The organism is Erythrobacter sp. HA7-11, assembly GCF_055693605.1.
On record NZ_JBVFUF010000002.1, the window covers coordinates 2521017 to 2539268 of the forward strand.

Sequence of the window (18252 nt, forward strand, 5' to 3'; positions counted from 1 at the left end):
ATTCAGGACTTAGCGCGGTCTACCGCACTGGTCACTGCGACGTTCATTGTCACATTTGCCAATGTCCGCATGATGTCCGGCAGCATTTCAACTGCAACCAACAAGGCCAGCGGTTCAATCGGCACGCCCATCGCCAAGGCGATCGGACCGATTGAGACAACGAAGCTTATGGAACCAGGCAGGCTAACCGAGCCGATGCTGATGATCACCGCGACACCGATGCCCACCAACATTAACGGCCAAGAGACCTCTATCCCCGCAAGATGCGCGACATAAAGAGCGACAGCGAGATTCATGGCTACGCTGGTCGCACGAAAAATTGCGACCGCCAGCGGCAAAACGAACTCACTGGTTTCCTCGCGCAGCTTGAGACGGCTGGAGCTGTCGAGCATGGCCGGCAAACTGGCGAGCGAGCTCTGCGTTGAAACGGCCACCGCCTGAGCGGGCAATACAGCCTTGGCAAATCTGATCGGGCTCATCCCGCCGAGCGTCGAGGCAATTGCATAGGCAAGCACCAGGATGAACGCGCCCATCGCCGAGACGAGGAGGATGTAGTGCGCCAAGGCGACGAACGCGCCGCCTCCGCTTTTGAGGCCCACACCGAAGGCCAGCGCGAACACACCTGCTGGGGCCACCCATAAGACCCAACCGATGATCGTCAGCATCGTGTTCGCGAGCGCGTGAAAGAAACCGAGCATCCTCTCGCCCTGCTCTGTGGGCAGACGCGCAACCGCGACCGCAAACAGGGCAAAGAAGATCGTGAGCGGCAGCATCGCTGTTTCAGCCGCGGCGGCGATCACATTCGGGGCAATGAGCGAGGCAACGAAAGCAAAAATATCAGGTACTTCGCCGGCATCGGCGGGAGTATCGGCCAGAAAGGCACTTGCTCCATCCGGGATTGGAAAGACGCTGAAGGCAAGCGGCAAGATCGCGGCGGTGAACAATCCCCCAATGATCAATACGCCGAATACAAGAGCGAGGAAGCGCCGCGCCGCTGCCCCTGCGCGGGCTGCTTCTGCCATTTGCGCTATGCCAAGCACCAGCAAAGCAGCGACCAATGGAATGATTGTCATCTGCAAAGCGCGCAGCCACAGCGAGCCAACCAAAGCGACGCTTTCACGCAACCAGTTTGCAGGATCGGCTTGTGCAAAAAACATGCCGAGCGCCAACCCGGCCACCAGCCCACCGAGCGTTAGCCATACCGGCAGTTCAATGTGGTTCAGCTCATAGTGCTTTGCACCACTTGCGCCCGATTTTTCGCTCAAATTCCATCCCCTGCTGGGCGTATTTTGGTCCGCTGCCCCTTCCCTTTGTGCGATAACCGCGCCAGAAGCGCCTGACAAATCATCCGCGTGAAAGCGCGAAGAAAAAGCGATGCAAAAGAAGGCCAATACAAAGCATGGCACGCAAATTCTTTGGCACTGACGGGATCAGGGGCCGCACCAACAGCAAAGTCATGACGTCAGAAATGGCGATGAAGGTGGGACAAGCGGCGGGCGGGCATTTTATGCGCGGCGACCACCGTCACCGCGTGGTTATCGGCAAAGACACACGCCTGTCCGGCTATATGATCGAAAGCGCACTAGTCGCCGGCTTCACCAGCGTCGGCATGGATGTGATCATGACCGGGCCGATCCCCACCCCGGCGATTGCGCTGCTAACGCGCGAAATGCGCGCGGATTTGGGTGTGATGATTTCCGCCAGCCACAACCCTTACGAAGACAATGGCATCAAGCTGTTCGGTCCGGATGGCTTTAAGCTCTCCGATGAGGATGAAATGGAGATCGAAAAGCTGATCGAGCTTCAGCCCGCTCTGGTGGACGCGTCGCAAATCAGTACGGGCGCGAAGGATTGAGGATTCGCGAGGACGATATATTCACGCGCTCAAGCAATCGGTTTCTGACGAGACCCGCTTCGATAGCCTGAAAGTCGTGGTCGATTGCGCCAATGGCGCTGCCTATCAGGTCGCCCCATCAGCGATCTGGGAACTGGGCGCTGAGGTAATTACGCTGGGCGTGAGTCCCGATGGCACCAACATCAATGATGGGGTCGGATCGACGCATATCGAGGCGTTGCAAGCCAAGGTGGTTGAAGAGAAGGCCGACATCGGGATCGCGCTCGATGGGGACGCAGACCGGCTGATTGTCGTCGATGAAAAGGGGCAAGCGGTCGATGGCGACCAGATCATGGCGCTGATCGCTTGTCGCATGCACGAAAAGGGCGCGCTCACTGGCGGCGGCGTTGTCGCCACGGTCATGTCGAACCTGGGGTTAGAGCGCTATCTGAAGACGCTCGGCCTGACGCTAGAGCGCACCAAGGTCGGCGATCGCTATGTGCTCCAACGCATGAAAGAAGGCGGGTTTAACATTGGCGGCGAGCAATCAGGTCATATGATCCTGCTTGATCATGCGACCACGGGCGACGGTTCGGTTGCGGCCTTGAGAGTGCTTTCCAGCCTGGTTCGCTCCGGCAAACCTGCAAGCGAGTTGCTGCATGTGTTCGATCCGGTTCCGCAGCTCCTTAAAAATGTTGTGTTCGAAGGCGCAAACCCACTGGAGAACGAGGCGGTTAAGGCGGTCATCGCTGATGCCGAGAAAGAGCTCGACGGCAAAGGTCGCCTGGTCATCCGAAAATCTGGCACAGAGCCAAAAATCCGTGTGATGGCCGAAGGTGATGATGAGGCTCAGGTGGAAGCGATTGTGGACCGCATCTGCGAAGCCGTGCGTGCGGCAGCTTAATCAAGGGGGGACGCTCCATGCTTGAAATGCGACCGGACTGCGAACGCTGCGGCAGCAATCTGCCCGCCGAGGTTCCAGGTGCCTTCATTTGCAGTTTTGAATGCACATTTTGCGCCGACTGTGCCGACGCATTGGATGATCGTTGCCCCAATTGTGGCGGTGAATTGATGGACCGCCCGACCCGTGCAAAGAAGCTGCACGAAAAGTTTCCGCCCTCGACAACGCGGAAATTCAAAGGGTGAGCAAAGCCCCTCCCCGCATCCTCACCATTGCGGGATCGGATTCGTCCGGCGGGGCTGGCATTCAGGCCGACATCAAGACCATCACCATGCTTTCGGGCTACGCGATGAGCGCGATCACAGCAGTCACCGCTCAGAATACGAAAGGCGTGCAAGCAGTCGAGACGCTCTCACCTGAATTCGTGAAACAACAGATTGCCAGCTGCTTGGATGATATCGGCGAGGATGCGGTCAAAATCGGTATGGTCGGCAGCGCTGAAAACGCGCTCGCGATTGAGCAGGCGCTCGTCGATACCGGGCACAATATCGTGTTCGACCCGGTCATGGTCGCGACCAGCGGCTCGGCGCTCGCCGATCAAGAGACGCGCGCAGCCTTTGGCCGTTTGATGGCGTTTTCCTATGTAGTGACCCCGAACTTGCCCGAACTGACGGCGCTCACCGACATGCCTTGCGATACTGACGAAAATATCGCCGCGGTACGCCAGCTATCTGATGGAACGCTATGGCTGCTCGGTGCTGGTGAAAGGTGGGCACGCGGAAAGCGACGAGGTGACCGACACACTGTTCAACGCCGGCGGGCGGTCCGCAAGCTTCACCGACCCGCGCATCGAAACGCGCCACACGCACGGGACCGGTTGCACCCTTTCGGCTGCCATCGCAACGCTGCTGGGACATGGCTTATCACTTCAAGATGCGGTGCGGCTTGCGCGGCAATTTGTGCGCGAGGGGCTGCTTAATGCTCCCGGCTTTGGTGAAGGCGCAGGTCCGCTCGGCCACCAAGCGGTTCGTCAAGAGCCATGATGGAGCCGGTTAGCCGGGTTGACGGGAGAGGGGCAGATCCAACCGCCGGCAAAGTGAGGTTCGACGCAGCCAAACTGCTGTGGAACGTAGGAATGCTGGCCGGAACAGTGCTTGCGATTTGGCACGCGACTTGGGCCGCGTTCGGCATGTTTCTGGCTTTCACCTATTTCACCCTGTTGATTGGCCACAGCGTCGGCATGCATCGCATGATGATCCACCGGACATTCACCGCGAAACCATGGCTGGCGCGCCTGCTGATCTATCTCGGCACGATAGTCGGCGTCGGCGGGCCATCTGCGATTATCCGCATTCACGACACTCGCGATTGGGCCCAGCGCGAGCCGGAGTGCCATGATTTCTTTGCGCACCAGCGCAGATTGCTGCGCGACCTTACATGGAATCTTTTCTACCGCTTCGACTTTGAAAAGCCTCCAATTGTGTCGGTCGAGCCAACGATCGCAACGGATCCGTTCTATCGCTTTCTCGATGCGACATGGCGCTGGCAGCAATTGCCGATTGCCTTGCTGCTCTTTGCGGCTGGAGGGTGGCCCTTTGTTCTGTGGGGTGTGTGCGCGCGCGTCCTTGTGAGCACGGCAGGTCATTGGATCGTCACCTATTATTGCCACAATCCCGGCCCGGGCCGCTGGCGCGTTAAAGGCGCTGGAATACAGGCATCAAACCTGCCGGGTCTAGGATTTCTCACCTATGGCGAGTGCTGGCACAACAATCATCACGCATTCCCGGAATCCGCCCGGATCGGGCTTGAGCGCGGCCAGACAGACCCGGGCTGGTGGGTGATTTCGGGTCTCGAGAAGCTAGGGTTGATCGCTAACGTCGGTCGGCCCCGCCCGCAGCCAGCGCGCGATGATCTGCACGACGAGACTACGCCTCAGCGCTCAAGCTCGTAAAAATCTGAGATGTGTTCCCACGCCTCGTCAGCGGTTTCGCACCAATGGAACAGATCGAGGTCCTTTTTCGAGATCGTGCCCTCTTCGGCAATCGCTTCAAAATTGACGACGCGGCTCCAAAAATCCTTCCCGAACAGCAGGATCGGGATCGGCTTCATTTTGCCGGTCTGGATCAGCGTGAGCAGCTCGAAGAACTCGTCAAATGTGCCGAAGCCACCGGGGAACACGGCCACTGCCCGCGCGCGCAACAGGAAGTGCATCTTGCGCAGCGCGAAGTAGTGGAAATTCAAAGACAGATACGGCGTCACATAGGAATTAGGCGCCTGCTCATGCGGCAGGATGATGTTGAGGCCGATGCTTTCTGCACCTGCGTCTGACGCTCCGCGGTTGGCCGCCTCCATGATCGAAGGACCACCGCCGGAGCACACGACGAACTGCCGCTTGCCGTCTTCGATGATGGCCTTTTCCGACACCATCTTCGCCAGCGTGTGCGCCTCTGCATAATACTTCGCTTTGGCAGCAAGGTTTGCTGCGACTTTTTGCTCGTATTCGGTGCCGTCTTTCGCCGCGTCTATCTTCGCTTGCGCTTCTTCTGGTGAAGGGATGCGCGCCGAGCCATACATGACCAAGGTCGATCCGACCCGCGCTTCATCAAGCAGCATTTCAGGCTTGAGCAATTCGAGCTGAAAACGAACCGGACGCAGTTCATCGCGCAGCATGAAGTCCACGTCGCGAAACGCTAACTTGTAGGCCGGATGATCGGTCTGCGGCGTACGGTCAGGCGCTTCCTCGGCGAAACGGGTTTCTTCGCCAGCGCGGTAGAACTTGCGGTCGGTAAGGTCTTTTTCTGTCATGGCTAGCGCCTTAGATTGGCGGAAGATTCCCGGCAAGGGACACGGCAAGTTTCGCCGCTATCCCGCTGGATGCCCCGCGAGGATTCGAACCTCGATTGACGGAGTCAGAGTCCGTAGTCTTGCCATTAGACGACGGAGCAATTCGGCGCAGCGAAGCCAAGAAATGGGGAGCCTCGACGCGAAACGATGGGCGCATCTAGGTTCGCGCTCTTGATCGGTCAAGAGCCGCCATCTTGCCCAAACGCGCCCCTTGCGTTAGTTTCTTTCTCAAGTCCTCGCGCCAATACGGTGCGAGAGGAGAAGAAAGAGTTGGTTATGGCGGATATATCTCCGCCGGACGGTTATAAAAAGGCTGGCGCAAAACGGGAGCGCAAGTCCGGTAAAGTAGCAGATTTCCGCTACAAGAGCTCCCCCCAGTCGAAAGAGCGCCCCAAAGATGGCAGGGTTTCGTCGCGCCCGAAAGACCGCAGTCACGCGTCTCATCACGGCAACCCGGCACATCGCAATTCTCCAAATCGCAAAACTGCATCGCGCGCCTATCGCGGGTCGCGCCCGAACGAGGCCTATGCAGCGCTCGATCTCGGCACCAACAATTGCCGCCTCTTGATCGCAAGGCCGTCGGGCAAGGATTTCACCGTCATCGACGCCTTCAGCCGGGTGGTGAAGCTGGGTGAAGGTCTCGCTGCAAGCGGGCGCTTGTCTGACGATGCGATGGACCGGACACTCACCGCGCTGTCCGTCTGCGCCGACAAATTGCGCCGCCGCAATGTTCGGCTCGCCCGCTCGGTTGCCACCGAAGCCTGTCGTCGGGCTGAAAATGGCGGAGATTTCATCGACCGGGTCTATCGCGAAACCGGCATCAAGCTTGATATCATCAGCGCCGAGGAAGAAGCGCGCCTGGCGGTGCTCGGCTGCCATATTCTGCTCGAGCAAGGCAACAGTCCCGCGGTGATCTTCGATATTGGCGGCGGTTCGACCGAGCTGGTCCTGCTCGAACCTGGCGAAAAAATCCCGCGCATCATCGACTGGCAAAGTGTGCCGTGGGGTGTGGTTTCGCTGACCGATACCGTCGCGCGTGGCGAAGACACAGAGCAGGGGCGCGCGGCTCGCTACTCCGAGATGCGCAAAGCTGTGTCGGAGAGTTTTGCTCCGTTTGCCGAGCGAATTGCGGACGCGGCGAAAAAGAAGGACATCCGTCTGCTAGGAACAAGCGGCACTGTCACCACCCTCGCCAGCCTGCATCTCGAATTACCGCACTATGATCGCAAGGCAGTTGATGGCCTAATCGTCCCCTCAAAATCCATGCGCGATATCAGCGACCGGCTTTCGCTTATGTCTCAGGCTGAGCGCGGGGAACTGCCCTGCATCGGGAATGACCGGGCGGATCTGGTTGTCGCAGGGTGCGCGATATTGGAATCGATCCTCGATTTGTGGCCCGCGGACCGCTTGGGTGTCGCCGACCGCGGCATTCGCGAAGGCATTTTACGCAGCCTGATGGCTGCAGAGCGGCAAGCCGAACGATCCATGCAAGCGCTACAAAAATTGCGCGAGACTACGATTGAGACCTCGCATATGGACCGCCAATCGTGAGCCGGTCAGGCCGCAATCCAGATCGGCGCGTCCGTACCGCGAAAAAGCGCACGGCTTCGTCCACCCGCTGGCTCGAGCGGCAGCTCAACGATCCCTACGTCAAGCAGGCGAAAGCAGACGGCTATCGCAGTCGCGCAGCCTACAAGCTCATTGAGCTCGATGACCGCTTTGGTCTCATCCGCGGAGCCAAACGCGTTGTTGACCTCGGCATTGCGCCGGGCGGCTGGGCGCAGGTGGTGCGCAAGCGTGCTCCGAAAGCAGCTATCGTCGGGATCGATCTTTTGCCGACCGAGCCGATTGAAGGCGTCGCGATCCTGCAAATGGACTTCATGGATGATGCCGCCCCCACCGCACTTGAAGCGGAGCTCGACGGCAAACCCGATCTGATCATGTCAGACATGGCCGCCAACACTGTCGGCCACAAACAGACCGATCACTTGCGAACAATGGGGCTGGTCGAGGCCGCCGCGTGGTTCGCAGCCGAAAATCTCGAAGAAGGCGGCGCGTTTATCGCCAAGGTTTTGGCAGGCGGCACGGATGCGGACCTGCTGGCGCTGCTCAAAAAGCACTTCAAGACCGTGAAGCACGCAAAACCACCTGCGAGCCGCAAAGGCTCGTCAGAATGGTATGTCGTTGCTCAGGGATTCAAGCCCGCCCACTAATTGAGACGGGCTTGTTCAAAGCCCAATCAGGCCCCGCCTTCGTTCTCTTCGGCAGCCGCGTCTTGTTCAGCCGCCGCTTCACCTTCAGCCGCTGCGTCCGCCTCGCCTTCCGCTTCGGCAGTTTCCTCATCGCCACTACCCGCGTACCGCCTCGACGAATTCAGGAACGGGCAGGTTCGAGCCGTAGGTGTTCATGTACATGGATACCGCGGCGCGATCTTCGATCTTGGAGAGGCCGGCAAAGCTCATCTTGGTACCGTTGGCGAACGCTGATGGGCGCTTGAGCCACTCATTCATGTTGTCCCAGTCCCAATTGCCGCCTTTTTCAGCGAGCGCCGAGCTGTAAGCGAAGGCTGCGTTGCCGCCGCCGATTGGCTTACCCATAATGCCGTAGAGGTTCGGTCCGACGCCGTTCGCGCCGCCTTGCTCCATGTTGTGACATGCCTGGCACTTGGCAAACACCGCTTCACCTTTGGAAATCAGCTCGTCGCCCGACATCATGTTGAGCGCCTCGGCCATGGTCATTTCGGCAGGGCCGTCGCTAACCTCGACCACGCCTTCGATGATGTAGCCGAGCTGCTCGGGACGTTCCGGATCATCAGCGTGGAAAAACTTCCCGCTCAAAATGGCGAAACCAAGGCCGATGATGCCTGCGAAGAGCACCCAGCCAGCAGCGGTGTTAAAACGATCATCCATGGTGGTTTGAGAATCCCAATTGACTGTCACAATCAAAGTGGCGCCCGCTCTAATCGTGTAGCCGCGCTCGCGCAAGGGTGATCGCGGCATCACTTATTGCGAGGAATGCAAGCAGGGTTGCAGGCGCGATCACGGCGCTTTAGCACGCTTGCCGCCATGCACAGCTTTCCCGCCCCTGCCCGCGCTATAGTCGAAACCATGCAAGCCGCCGCTGCGGCCGAACCAAACCGCGCGATTGCGTTTCAGGGCTCGCCCGGAGCAAATTCGCACCGAGCGGCCGATGAGGCCGCGCCGGATTACCTGCCCTTGCCTTGCTTCAGCTTTGAAGATGCGCTCGAAGCGGTGAAAGACGGCCGTGCCGCCCGCGCTATCATCCCGATCGAGAATTCACAGCACGGGCGCGTTGCCGATATCCATTTCCTGCTCCCCGAAAGCGGACTGGCGATTGTCGGCGAATATTTCATGCCGATCCACCACGCTCTGATGGGTATTGGCAACGGGCCATTCGAGGCCGCTTACAGCCACCCGCAAGCGCTAGGCCAATCGCGGTTTTTTCTGCGGGAGCGCGGGATTGTGCCCCTCAGCTATGCTGACACAGCAGGCGCTGCGGCTTTCGTGGCGGAGAAAGGCGATCCCAAGTTCAGCGCAATTGCCCCGGCCATCGCGGCAGAGCTCTATGGCCTCGATATCGTCGAGCGTCATGTCGAAGACACTGAAGACAACATGACGCGCTTCGTCGTGCTGGCAGCGAATGCGCTCGACCCACGCGACCTCGATGGGGCAGACGCCATCACCACTTTCGTTTTTGAAGTGAAGAACATCCCGACCGCGCTCTATAAAGCGATGGGCGGCTTCGCGACCAATGGCGTCAACATGACCAAGCTCGAAAGCTACCAAAAGGGCACAAGCTTTTCCGCTAGTACCTTTTATGCCGACATTGTTGGCGCGCCGGGTGATCCGGCAATTGACCGGGCGCTGGAAGAACTCGCCTTTCATTCCAAGGAATTGCGCGTACTAGGCAGCTACAAACAAGGGCGCAGGCGCGGATCGGCAGAGTAGCCCATGCCAAACATCTGTTAGTTCGAGCATTATTGTTAATGCCAGGGTGTTGCGCGCCGCCTTGCACCATGCCACCAGTGTCACGCAATGACGCGCGCGACAGGGAGCAATCCGGGGCAGGCGGAAGCCCCCAGCAGCAGCTCTGCTGAAAGCGGTGGTCCTGCTGGCTGGAGCGAAATGCGCGGCAACGATGACATCCAGTTCGAAGTCATAGAAATTCCGCCCCTTCCACCGCGCGAACCGGGCTGGTTTGAAAAGATCCTGGAGATGCTTGCGGAGCTGTTCGCGCCCTTGGGCTCCATGTTTGGCGGCGCGTGGCCGGTGGTCAAATGGGTGTTGATCGCGGTGGCCATCGCATCAGTCGCATTCCTTCTATGGCGCATGATTGGCCCGCTGATCGGCCTGCGATCCTCAGTTGCCGAGCAGCAAGAGGAAGACATCGAATGGCAGCCAGACAGACAACAATCGCTCGCCCTGCTTGAAGACGCCGACAAACTCGCTGCTGAGGGCCGGTATGACGAAGCGGTTCGGCTGCTGCTGCAACGCAGTGTCGGCCAGATTGCCGAGGCGCGGCCCGATTGGGTTGTGCCATCCAGCACGGCACGCGAACTGGCCGCCCTGCCCATGCTTTCGGACGGAGCACGCGGCGCCTTTCGCACCATTGCCGAGCGGGTCGAGCGCAGCCTGTTTGCGCTGCGCGCATTGGATCAGACGGATTGGGAGGCAGCCCGCAAAGCCTATTCCGATTTTGCCCTCGCGAAGATCGAGCGCGCCATAGCGCATCGCAATCTGATTGATGCGAAACCTGCTTGGGAAACTTCTGCGAACGAGATCAGCGCATGACCGACGCTATCCATCAGCAGGGCACACGCCGGGGCGGCGGCGGTTTCAGCCGAGGGGCTGTGCTGGCAATGGTAGTGGTCGGGTTCGCTGCCTTTATCGCTTTGCTCTATTTCATTGGCGCAGGCGACACGCGGGGTGATTCCAACAATGGTCAGGCGCATGCCGAGGCCAACGGACTGAACGGCTATTCGGGTCTTGTGAAGTTGCTGGAGGCGCGCGGCGAAACCGTGTCCATTTCCCGCACGCCATCCAGCCTCGAGACGACCGACCTACTGGTTCTCACTCCGCCGCCTTACTTGGATACGGAAGAATTCGAAGAGATCCTGCAAAAGCGCGCCTATCTTGGCCCGACCCTCGTGATCCTGCCCAAGTGGTTTGCCTATGGTTTTCCGCCGGGCACAAAAGAGCGCGTGGATCAGGACATCAAGAAAGGCTGGGTGCAGTTGGGCGGGTCATTCCCCGTGAGTTGGACGGATGAGCTTTCCGATTACTACAAATTTGAAACGACATTCGAAGAAGACGTAAAAAAACCGGAGAGCTGGGCGGGGCTCGAACTAAACGGCACATTGCCGGGCACCTCGCTCGTCGCTGCAACCGACATCGGCAATGGCACTGCGCTGGTGGTCGATGGCTCCAGCAACGCGCTCGCCTTTTGGCTCAATGTTCAGGACGAGTGGGGCGAGAGCGCCGATACCGAAGCCGTCACATTTGTGGTCGAGCCAGATCTGATGAACAATTACGGAATGGCGGACCCGGACCGCGCAGCCGTCGCACTCGCACTAATTTCGGATGCTTCCTACGACAGCGATTATCCGATCACCTTTGACATGACGCTAAACGGTTTTGGCGGATCAACCAATCTGTTGACCCTGGCCTTTCGCCCGCCATTCCTCGCTGCCACCTTGTGCCTGATTCTTGCGATCCTGATTGTCGGTTGGCGCGCTTTCAAACGCTTCGGACCGCCGGTTGCGAGTGGACCGGAAATCGCCTTTGGCAAGCGCCGACTGGTCGCCAATGGTGCTGGCCTGATCCTGCGCGCCCGCCGATTGCGATTGCTGGCAGAGCCCTACGCTGCGCTCAGTGCCAGACGGCTGGCGAGCAGGCTGGGCCTCAGCAAACCTGATCCAGAGGCAATCGACGATGCTTTACGCATCCGACTGCCCGAAGAACCCTCCTATTCGCTGCGCGCGCAGGAATTGCGCAAAGCCACCAAGCCATCCGAAATTCTGCGCGCCGCTCGCGCGCTCAAAGACCTTGAAGGGAAACTCGCAAAATGAGCATGAGCCTCGAACAACTGCGCGAATTGGCCGATGCCATCCGCGCTGAAGTGGCCAAGGCGATCGTCGGTCAAGACGAGATGATCGATCAATTGCTGGTCGCCATGATCAGCGAAGGGCATGTCTTGCTCGAAGGCCCTCCGGGGACCGCCAAGACCTTCCTCGCGCAGAGTTTTGCTACCGCGCTAGGTCTCGATTTCGGTCGCATCCAGTTCACACCTGACCTTCTGCCGGGCGATATTCTGGGCTCGAACCTGTTTAACTTCCAGACCAGCGAATTTACCCTCACGCGTGGGCCGATTTTCTGCGAATTGCTGCTCGCAGACGAAATCAACCGCACGCCGCCCAAAACGCAGGCCGCTTTGCTCGAGGCGATGCAGGAGCGCCGCGTTACGTTGGACGGTGAAACGCATCAGCTCGCTCATCGTTTTATGGTGGTCGCGACGCAAAACCCGATCGAGAACCAGGGTGTCTACCCGCTGCCGGAGGCGCAGCTTGACCGCTTTCTGTTCAAACTGCTCGTGCCCTATCCCGATGAGGCGGAAGAAGCGAAGATCGTGACCAGCTATGGACAACGCCAAGGGCCGATGCGCCCGGCAGAGTTGGGGGTCACTGCGGTTGCCGATCAAGCCAAACTTGCCGCTGCGAGCGGCGCGCTCGAGAATGTCACGGTCGCGGAGGAAATCACCGGCTACGTGGTGCGTCTGGTGCGCGCGACGCGTGACCACGCTGAACTAGCCGTCGGCGCTAGTCCGCGTGCTGCCGTGATGCTCGCCAACGCCGCCCGCGCCCGGGCTGCGCTCGAAGGCCGGGCCTATGCCATCCCAGACGACGTAAAGGCGCTCGCCATTCCCGTGCTGCGCCACCGCCTGACGCTGAGTCCGGCAGCTGAAATCGAAGGCCGCGACGTCGAAGCGCTGGTGGCCGAACTGGTCGAAAGCACTGAGGCGCCGCGCTGATCGCAATGGCCCTGCCGCGCCCCACCCTTCCCAACATCCCCATCGTGCCAACCGAGCGTGCGGCATGGGTCGCTGCCGCCTTCGCGCCGATTGCGCTGGTGATCGCAGCCGTCGCGCCCGGCGCATGGGTCGCAGCCCCTGCTGCGCTCGGCATGATCCTGCTGCTAATCGTGCTCGACGCGTTGCTCGCAGGCGGGGCGCGCGATTGGGAAGTCCGCGTGCCTGCCGATACCGAGGTCGGGCAGAAGACTCCGCTGGTCATGTTGGCCGAGTTTGCTGGCGGCATTCAAACACGGGTCGAAGGATCACTCGAATTCGATCCTCGGCTTGGCAAAGGAGGCCGCGCGAGCCTCACTCTTCAACCGCACTCGCACGAAGACTATTTCAATGGCACGTTTCAGGCTGTGCCGGAGCGGAGAGGCACAGCCGATGTGCCCCAAGCGTGGCTGCGCTGGACGGGACCGCTGGGCCTTGGCGCGCGCCAGAAAAGCCGCAAACTCGACGATCAAGTGCGCATCTGGCCTGACCTCTCTGCAGTGCGCAGCAAGGAATTGCAGACCTTCCTGCGCGATGCTCAGGTGGGTCTGATCGCGCGGCGTATCCGAGGCGAAGGTACCCAGTTCGAGGCGCTGTCTGAATATGAGCCGGGTATGGATCGTCGCCGGATCGATTGGAAAGCAAGCGCGCGCCACACCAAGCTCTACGCCCGCGAAAACGAAAGCGAGCGCAACAACCAGATCGTCTTCGCGTTCGATTGTGGACAGACGATGTGCGAGCCTGTCGATGGCCTGCCCCGCATCGACCGAGCTGTTTCAGCGGCGCTCACCGCGTCTTATGTTGCTTTGAAAAGCGGCGACCGGGTTGGACTGTTTGGCTTCGATCAGCGACCCCAAGTGTTGACGCCATTCGTCGGCGATGCCCGCGCGTTTCACCGGCTGCAAAGCGCAGCGGCCTCACTCGATTACACCAGCACTGAGCCGAATTTCACGCTCGCGCTCGCGACGTTGACAGCAAAGCTCCAACGCCGATCATTGATCGTGCTGTTCTCCGACTTCAGCGATCCGACGGCAGCAGAATTGATGATCGAGAGCATTGGACGGCTGATCAAAAGGCACCTCGTCCTGTTCGTCACCATCGCAGACAGCGAGCTCGAGGAATTCATCGCCGAAGAGCCCTCCGATATCGCCGTGCTCGCGCGCAGCGTGACCGCCGACACTCTGGCGCATCAGCGTCACATTGTGCTGCAACGTCTACGGCGTATGGGAGTCGATGTGGTTGAGGCTCCGTGGGATCAAATCGGCTATCAGCTGATCGACAAGTACTTCGAGATCAAGAACAGCGAGGCAATCGGATGAAGGCCCCGATCCTCTCCAACTGGTTCGGCAAGAAGCAGATCGAACCGCCTGCGGATATTGAAAGCGCGGTGCTGCGTTCGGACCGTTTCCGGCTCGAGCGTGAAGGCGATTGGCGGCGCTTGGAAGATATTCTCAAGCGGATGGAGCGCGGAGGCTTGCGGCGTGTCAGCGATGAAGATTTGCTTGCGCTGCCGACGCTTTATCGCACCGCTGCATCCAGCCTTTCGGTGGCGCGCGAGACATCGCTCGATGTGTCGACCCTGCGCTATCTCGAAAGCCTCGTCCAGCGCGCCTGGTTCCAGGTCTACGGCCCCCGCCAAGGCCTTGCCGGATGGCTCAAATCCTTCCTGCTCGGCGGCTGGAGCCGGGCGGTTCGCGAAATCTGGTTGGAAATCTGCGTTGCCTTGTTCGTTATGGTCGCAGGCACGCTGGTCGGCTGGTTGCTCGTCGCTCAGGACAAGGAATGGTATTACCGTCTTGTGCCGACATCGTTTCAGGACACGCGGGTTCCCGGTGCCAGCCGCGAACTGTTGATGGAAACGCTCGCGGTCGAGGAGAGCTCCAGCGGCCTTTCGATTTTCGCCGCGAGCCTGTTCAGCAACAATGCCGGGGTCTCAATCCTCGCCTTTGCGCTGGGTTTTGCCTTCGGCATCCCTTCGCTGATGCTGCTGGTCTATAACATGGCGGTGCTTGGCGCGATGATGTGGCTTTTCGCCGGACAAGGACTGGCGGTCGAGTTCGCCGCCTGGCTTAGCGTGCACGGCACGACTGAATTGTTCGCGATCTTGCTATCGGGGGCGGCGGGCCTGCATATCGGGCGATCAATGGCGTTTCCGGGCGAGCGCTCGGTGCTCGCAGCAGCGTCCGACAGCGGGCGGCGCGGCGCGGTGGTGATGGCGGGCGTCGTGCTGATGATGGTGGTCGCCGGATTGCTGGAAGCCTTCCCCCGACAATTGGTCGGCGGGGCGGAGAACCGCTTCCTGATCGGCGGGACAATGCTGGCGCTATGGCTCGCCTATTTCTTTGCCTATCGGCCCAAGAACCTTGAGGACAGCGGATGAACGCCGCGACAGCCACTCGCGATTTCGCTCACAAGCGTGAACGCACGCTCATCACGCCAGAGGGCATCTCCGTGCCCATCGTGGTGGCTTCGCGCGCGGCGCGGGTCGGGGCGCTGATCCTTGATTTCATCCTGCTCTATGTCGGACTGTTTCTTTTCACGCTGTTGATGGGCTGGCTGTTTCAAGGGCTTATCGATGACATAATCACCGCAGGCGAGGAGCAGGTGACCGGCGCTGCCGAGTTCATCTACATCGTTTTCATTCTGGTGATGTTCCTCGCCCGCTATGGATATTTCCTCAGCTTTGAGCTTGGCCCCCGGGGCGCGACATTGGGCAAGCGCGCGGTCGGCATCAGGGTTGCTGCGCGCGACGGTGGCAGGCTGACAGCAGAGGCGGTGCTGGCGCGCAATCTGATCCGCGACATCGAATTGTTCATGCCGCTCGTCTTCATCATGGTCGCGCCGAGCGGCGAAATGGGCAATGCGGGCTATGCCGGACTGGTCTGGGTGCTCATCTTCCTTGCCTTTCCCTTCTTCAACAGGAACTCGCTGCGCGCTGGCGACGTGATCGCGGGTACGTGGGTCGTCGAAGCGCCGCGCACCGAACTGGGCGAAGCGCTTTCCACGCAGCAGGGGGCGAAAGGCGAAAGCGGCCTGACTGGCGCGCGTTACGACTTTGGCGAAGCAGAGCTCGGCATCTATGGCGAGCACGAATTGCAGACGCTTGAGAGAGTGCTGCGCGAGGACCGCGAGGAAGCGATAGCAGCGGTGCATTCGACAATTTGCACCAAGATCGGATGGGATCCGGGGGCCGGCGATGAGCGCGCTTTTCTGGAAGCGTTTTACGCGCAGCTGCGGGCCAAGCTCGAAGGCGATATGCGCTTCGGCAAGCGCAAACAGAACAAGTTTGACGAGGTTTAGGCGGGCGCTTTCCGCTCCCCTTCCCATATCATGAGTTTGTGATAGCTTCCAAGCGAAAGGGATAACCAAATGGAACGCGCGCTGAGAACTATCGCAGCCAGCCTGCCGCTGCTGTTCGCATTCGCGTTTCTCGCCCCTGTGATTGCCCAGGGGATGAGCGCCTTGGGCCTCAGCGCGCCTTTCGGTCTCTCCACGCTGACATTTGCGCTGCTAGTCGGCGGCGCGTGGGGGCTGTTCGCGCAAATCAGCGGACGCTGGATTTGAGAGGCGCGAGACGATGAACGCGCACTCGCCTGTCCTGCCTGACGACCTTTCTCAGCTTTCGAATGCCGAGATCAAGCGGCTCGAGCTGAAGATCGCGCGCCAACATTCTGGCATGGTCCCTTGGGAAGCGGTCATCTGGGCGTTCGTCAATATGGCGGTGTGGCTATCGCTATGGCCGCTCGTATTCTCCGGCTGGCTTCCGCTATGGGCCGCGTTCCCAGTTGCGACGATCAATATGGCACTGGTCTATCTGCCGACGCACGAGGCTCAGCATGACATCATCGCACGGCCCGGCACCAAACTGCGCTGGCTGAATGAGTTGGTCGGCCACGCGACGAGCTGGATGCTGGTGTTCCCCTTCGAGGTTTTGCGCATCACCCATCTTGATCATCACCGGCACACCAATGATCCGGAAAAGGATGTCGATATTACCACCAAGGCTCCCGGCCCTTGGAGCGCGATCTGGTGTTCGATCCGCAACCGCCAGCCGGATGCCAAGCGAAACCATGACTACGCGGCGGCGCTGATCCGCGCGAATAGACCGGGGCTGATCGTACTTTCACTGGTCTACAAGCTGGGCTTTATCGGCATTTTGGGCACGCTTGCGTGGAATGGATACGCCTTGGAAGCGCTGTTCTTGTGGTGGCTCCCTTACCAGATCGCCATCACTTACATCGTTTTCTTCCTGTCATGGGCGCCGCACCATCCGGGCAAAGAGACAGGCCGCTATCGCAATACGCGAAGCTGGCGTTCAAGGCTCGGCAATATCGGTTCAATGGGGATGCAGTTTCACATCGTGCATCACCTGCATCCCTACATTCCGCTGATCCGCACGCCCGCTGCTTACCGTGACATGCGGCCAATCCTTGAAGCGCGAGGGTGCGAGCTGGGCGGGTTGTAGCGGGCCGCTGTCTCAGTCCTCGCCCGCAAAGATCGCCACTTCATTCACACCGGCGCTGGTCGCGCGACCGCGATACATACCGGCGGTGTTAAAACTGTAGAGCGCGTGGCCGTCTGGCGTGACGAGGATGATCCCGCCATCGCCGCCGATTTCTTTGACTTCCTGCATTACTCCGTCAGCCTCTTCCTGAACCATGTCGGCTGTGAACGGAAACTCAGAAGCGTGAACGATGTAGGTAGGAAAACCATCAGGACGCTTGGGAACCTCAGCTTGCGCAGCGTCGATTTCCATGCGGAAGCGATATCTTAGCCGCGTACAAATTTCCTGCGCCACACCTACGCGGATAAACATTTCGCCCCAGCCGGTCGCCGAGACTGCGCAGGAGCGATTATCGGCGTAGGTCCCCGCGCCGATAACCGGGCTGTCTCCAATCCGGCCCCAGCGCTTGCCGGTCATGCCTCCGGTCGACGTGCCCGCGGCAAGATTGCCGTTTTGGTCCAGAGCCACCGCACCCACGGTGCCAAACTTGAGATCGACATCGAGCGCGCTCAGCTCGCGCGCCTTCATCCGCTCCAGCGCCTCGCGGCGATACTCGGTCGCGAACCATTCGGGCGGTGCTATTTCAAGATTATGCTCGTACCGCGAATTCCTCCGCGCCCGCGCCGCTCAGGAAAACATGACGGCTCTCTGTGCGAACCTTGTCAGCAAGCAGGATCGGGTTCTTAATCGATTTCACGCCAGAGACTGCACCCGCGCTGCGGTCGCGCCCGTCCATAATCGATGCGTCGAGCTCATTCTCGCCTTCCCACGTGAACACCGCGCCGCGCCCGGCATTGAACAGGGGATTGTCTTCGAGCGGAACGATCGCGGCCTTCACCGCATCCATCGCGCTGCCGCCCTCTTTGAGGATTGCGGCCCCGGCGTCCAAAGCCTCTTGCAGCGCAGCCTCATATTGCTCGCGTTGCTCTGGTGTGATGCGATCAGGCGTGATCGTGCCCGCGCCGCCATGAATTGCGATGGACCATTTGGGCTCATCATCTTCAGCATAAGCCGGAGCGGAAATAGCGAAAAACGCGACGAGCGCGGCAGCAAAAATGTGTTTCATGCTGCAAAGGCCTATCGAAA

General features: G+C 59.9%; 17 protein-coding genes, 1 tRNA gene and 3 pseudogenes. 16 read left to right on the forward strand and 5 right to left on the reverse strand.

Going from position 1 to position 18252, the window contains the following annotated elements:
* Positions 1 to 2: 2 nt before the first annotated feature.
* On the reverse strand, positions 3 to 1265 hold the full coding sequence (locus ACZ1GU_RS12855; RefSeq protein WP_472648367.1) for a dicarboxylate/amino acid:cation symporter: 1263 nt from the start codon (positions 1263 to 1265) through the stop codon (positions 3 to 5).
* Between the two features lie 134 nt (positions 1266 to 1399).
* Here ACZ1GU_RS12855 and glmM point away from each other — a divergent pair.
* The 5 genes and pseudogenes from glmM (at position 1400) to ACZ1GU_RS12880 (ending at position 4686) form a co-directional block, all read left to right on the forward strand.
* A pseudogene (glmM, locus tag ACZ1GU_RS12860) lies at positions 1400 to 2738 on the forward strand (phosphoglucosamine mutase).
* 17 nt (positions 2739 to 2755) lie between these two features.
* Positions 2756 to 2980, forward strand: a complete 225-nt coding sequence (locus ACZ1GU_RS12865) for a DUF1272 domain-containing protein (RefSeq protein ID WP_472648368.1) — start codon at positions 2756 to 2758, stop codon at positions 2978 to 2980.
* Between the two features lie 86 nt (positions 2981 to 3066).
* A pseudogene (gene thiD, locus ACZ1GU_RS12870) lies at positions 3067 to 3396 on the forward strand (bifunctional hydroxymethylpyrimidine kinase/phosphomethylpyrimidine kinase); the annotation flags it as partial.
* 73 nt (positions 3397 to 3469) lie between these two features.
* Positions 3470 to 3778 (forward strand): bifunctional hydroxymethylpyrimidine kinase/phosphomethylpyrimidine kinase, encoded by a 309-nt coding sequence (locus ACZ1GU_RS12875; RefSeq protein ID WP_472648369.1) that lies wholly within the window; start codon positions 3470 to 3472, stop codon positions 3776 to 3778.
* Positions 3775 to 4686, forward strand: a complete 912-nt coding sequence (locus tag ACZ1GU_RS12880) for an acyl-CoA desaturase (protein ID WP_472648370.1) — start codon at positions 3775 to 3777, stop codon at positions 4684 to 4686. The genes ACZ1GU_RS12875 and ACZ1GU_RS12880 overlap by 4 nt, the downstream gene beginning before the upstream one ends.
* Here ACZ1GU_RS12880 and ACZ1GU_RS12885 read toward each other — a convergent pair.
* Positions 4668 to 5540 (reverse strand): LOG family protein, encoded by an 873-nt coding sequence (locus ACZ1GU_RS12885; RefSeq protein ID WP_472648371.1) that lies wholly within the window; start codon positions 5538 to 5540, stop codon positions 4668 to 4670. The genes ACZ1GU_RS12880 and ACZ1GU_RS12885 overlap by 19 nt on opposite strands.
* A gap of 66 nt (positions 5541 to 5606) precedes the next feature.
* Positions 5607 to 5680: transfer RNA gene (locus tag ACZ1GU_RS12890), tRNA-Gln, on the reverse strand.
* Between the two features lie 175 nt (positions 5681 to 5855).
* Between ACZ1GU_RS12890 and ACZ1GU_RS12895 the strand changes: the two genes are divergently transcribed.
* Entirely contained in the window at positions 5856 to 7130 is a 1275-nt protein-coding gene (locus ACZ1GU_RS12895; protein WP_472648372.1) for a Ppx/GppA phosphatase family protein, read from the forward strand.
* A complete protein-coding gene (locus ACZ1GU_RS12900) occupies positions 7127 to 7792 on the forward strand; it encodes an RlmE family RNA methyltransferase (RefSeq protein WP_472648373.1) in 666 nt (221 codons plus the stop codon). The genes ACZ1GU_RS12895 and ACZ1GU_RS12900 overlap by 4 nt, the downstream gene beginning before the upstream one ends.
* 135 nt (positions 7793 to 7927) lie before the next feature.
* Here the strand turns inward: ACZ1GU_RS12900 and ACZ1GU_RS12905 are convergent, their stop codons facing one another.
* Positions 7928 to 8488, reverse strand: coding sequence for a c-type cytochrome (locus tag ACZ1GU_RS12905; protein ID WP_472648374.1), 561 nt, complete (start codon positions 8486 to 8488; stop codon positions 7928 to 7930).
* A gap of 156 nt (positions 8489 to 8644) precedes the next feature.
* On the opposite strand from ACZ1GU_RS12905, the gene ACZ1GU_RS12910 reads away from it, so the two are divergent.
* The 9 genes from ACZ1GU_RS12910 (at position 8645) to ACZ1GU_RS12950 (ending at position 17127) form a co-directional block, all read left to right on the forward strand.
* Entirely contained in the window at positions 8645 to 9547 is a 903-nt protein-coding gene (locus ACZ1GU_RS12910; RefSeq protein WP_472648375.1) for a prephenate dehydratase, read from the forward strand.
* An 87-nt stretch (positions 9548 to 9634) separates the two neighbouring features.
* Entirely contained in the window at positions 9635 to 10390 is a 756-nt protein-coding gene (locus ACZ1GU_RS12915) for a hypothetical protein (RefSeq protein ID WP_472648376.1), read from the forward strand.
* Positions 10387 to 11667: a DUF4350 domain-containing protein gene (locus tag ACZ1GU_RS12920; RefSeq protein ID WP_472648377.1), complete on the forward strand. Its 1281-nt coding sequence runs from the start codon at positions 10387 to 10389 to the stop codon at positions 11665 to 11667. Before ACZ1GU_RS12915 ends, ACZ1GU_RS12920 begins: the two co-directional genes overlap by 4 nt.
* Positions 11668 to 11669: 2 nt before the next feature.
* Positions 11670 to 12626 carry an AAA family ATPase gene (locus tag ACZ1GU_RS12925; RefSeq protein ID WP_472648783.1) on the forward strand — a complete coding sequence of 319 codons (957 nt, stop codon included), beginning with the start codon at positions 11670 to 11672 and terminating at the stop codon, positions 12624 to 12626.
* Between the two features lie 5 nt (positions 12627 to 12631).
* On the forward strand, positions 12632 to 13981 hold the full coding sequence (locus ACZ1GU_RS12930) for a DUF58 domain-containing protein (RefSeq protein WP_472648378.1): 1350 nt from the start codon (positions 12632 to 12634) through the stop codon (positions 13979 to 13981).
* On the forward strand, positions 13978 to 15042 hold the full coding sequence (locus ACZ1GU_RS12935) for a stage II sporulation protein M (RefSeq protein WP_472648379.1): 1065 nt from the start codon (positions 13978 to 13980) through the stop codon (positions 15040 to 15042). Before ACZ1GU_RS12930 ends, ACZ1GU_RS12935 begins: the two co-directional genes overlap by 4 nt.
* Positions 15039 to 15962, forward strand: coding sequence for an RDD family protein (locus ACZ1GU_RS12940; RefSeq protein ID WP_472648380.1), 924 nt, complete (start codon positions 15039 to 15041; stop codon positions 15960 to 15962). The genes ACZ1GU_RS12935 and ACZ1GU_RS12940 overlap by 4 nt, the downstream gene beginning before the upstream one ends.
* A 69-nt stretch (positions 15963 to 16031) precedes the next feature.
* Positions 16032 to 16226: a hypothetical protein gene (locus ACZ1GU_RS12945; RefSeq protein WP_472648381.1), complete on the forward strand. Its 195-nt coding sequence runs from the start codon at positions 16032 to 16034 to the stop codon at positions 16224 to 16226.
* Positions 16227 to 16239: 13 nt separating this feature from the next.
* Positions 16240 to 17127 carry a fatty acid desaturase gene (locus ACZ1GU_RS12950; protein ID WP_472648382.1) on the forward strand — a complete coding sequence of 296 codons (888 nt, stop codon included), beginning with the start codon at positions 16240 to 16242 and terminating at the stop codon, positions 17125 to 17127.
* A 12-nt stretch (positions 17128 to 17139) separates the two neighbouring features.
* On the opposite strand, the pseudogene ACZ1GU_RS12955 reads toward ACZ1GU_RS12950, so the two are convergent.
* Positions 17140 to 18232: pseudogene (locus ACZ1GU_RS12955) on the reverse strand (isoaspartyl peptidase/L-asparaginase family protein).
* Positions 18233 to 18252: the final 20 nt, after the last annotated feature.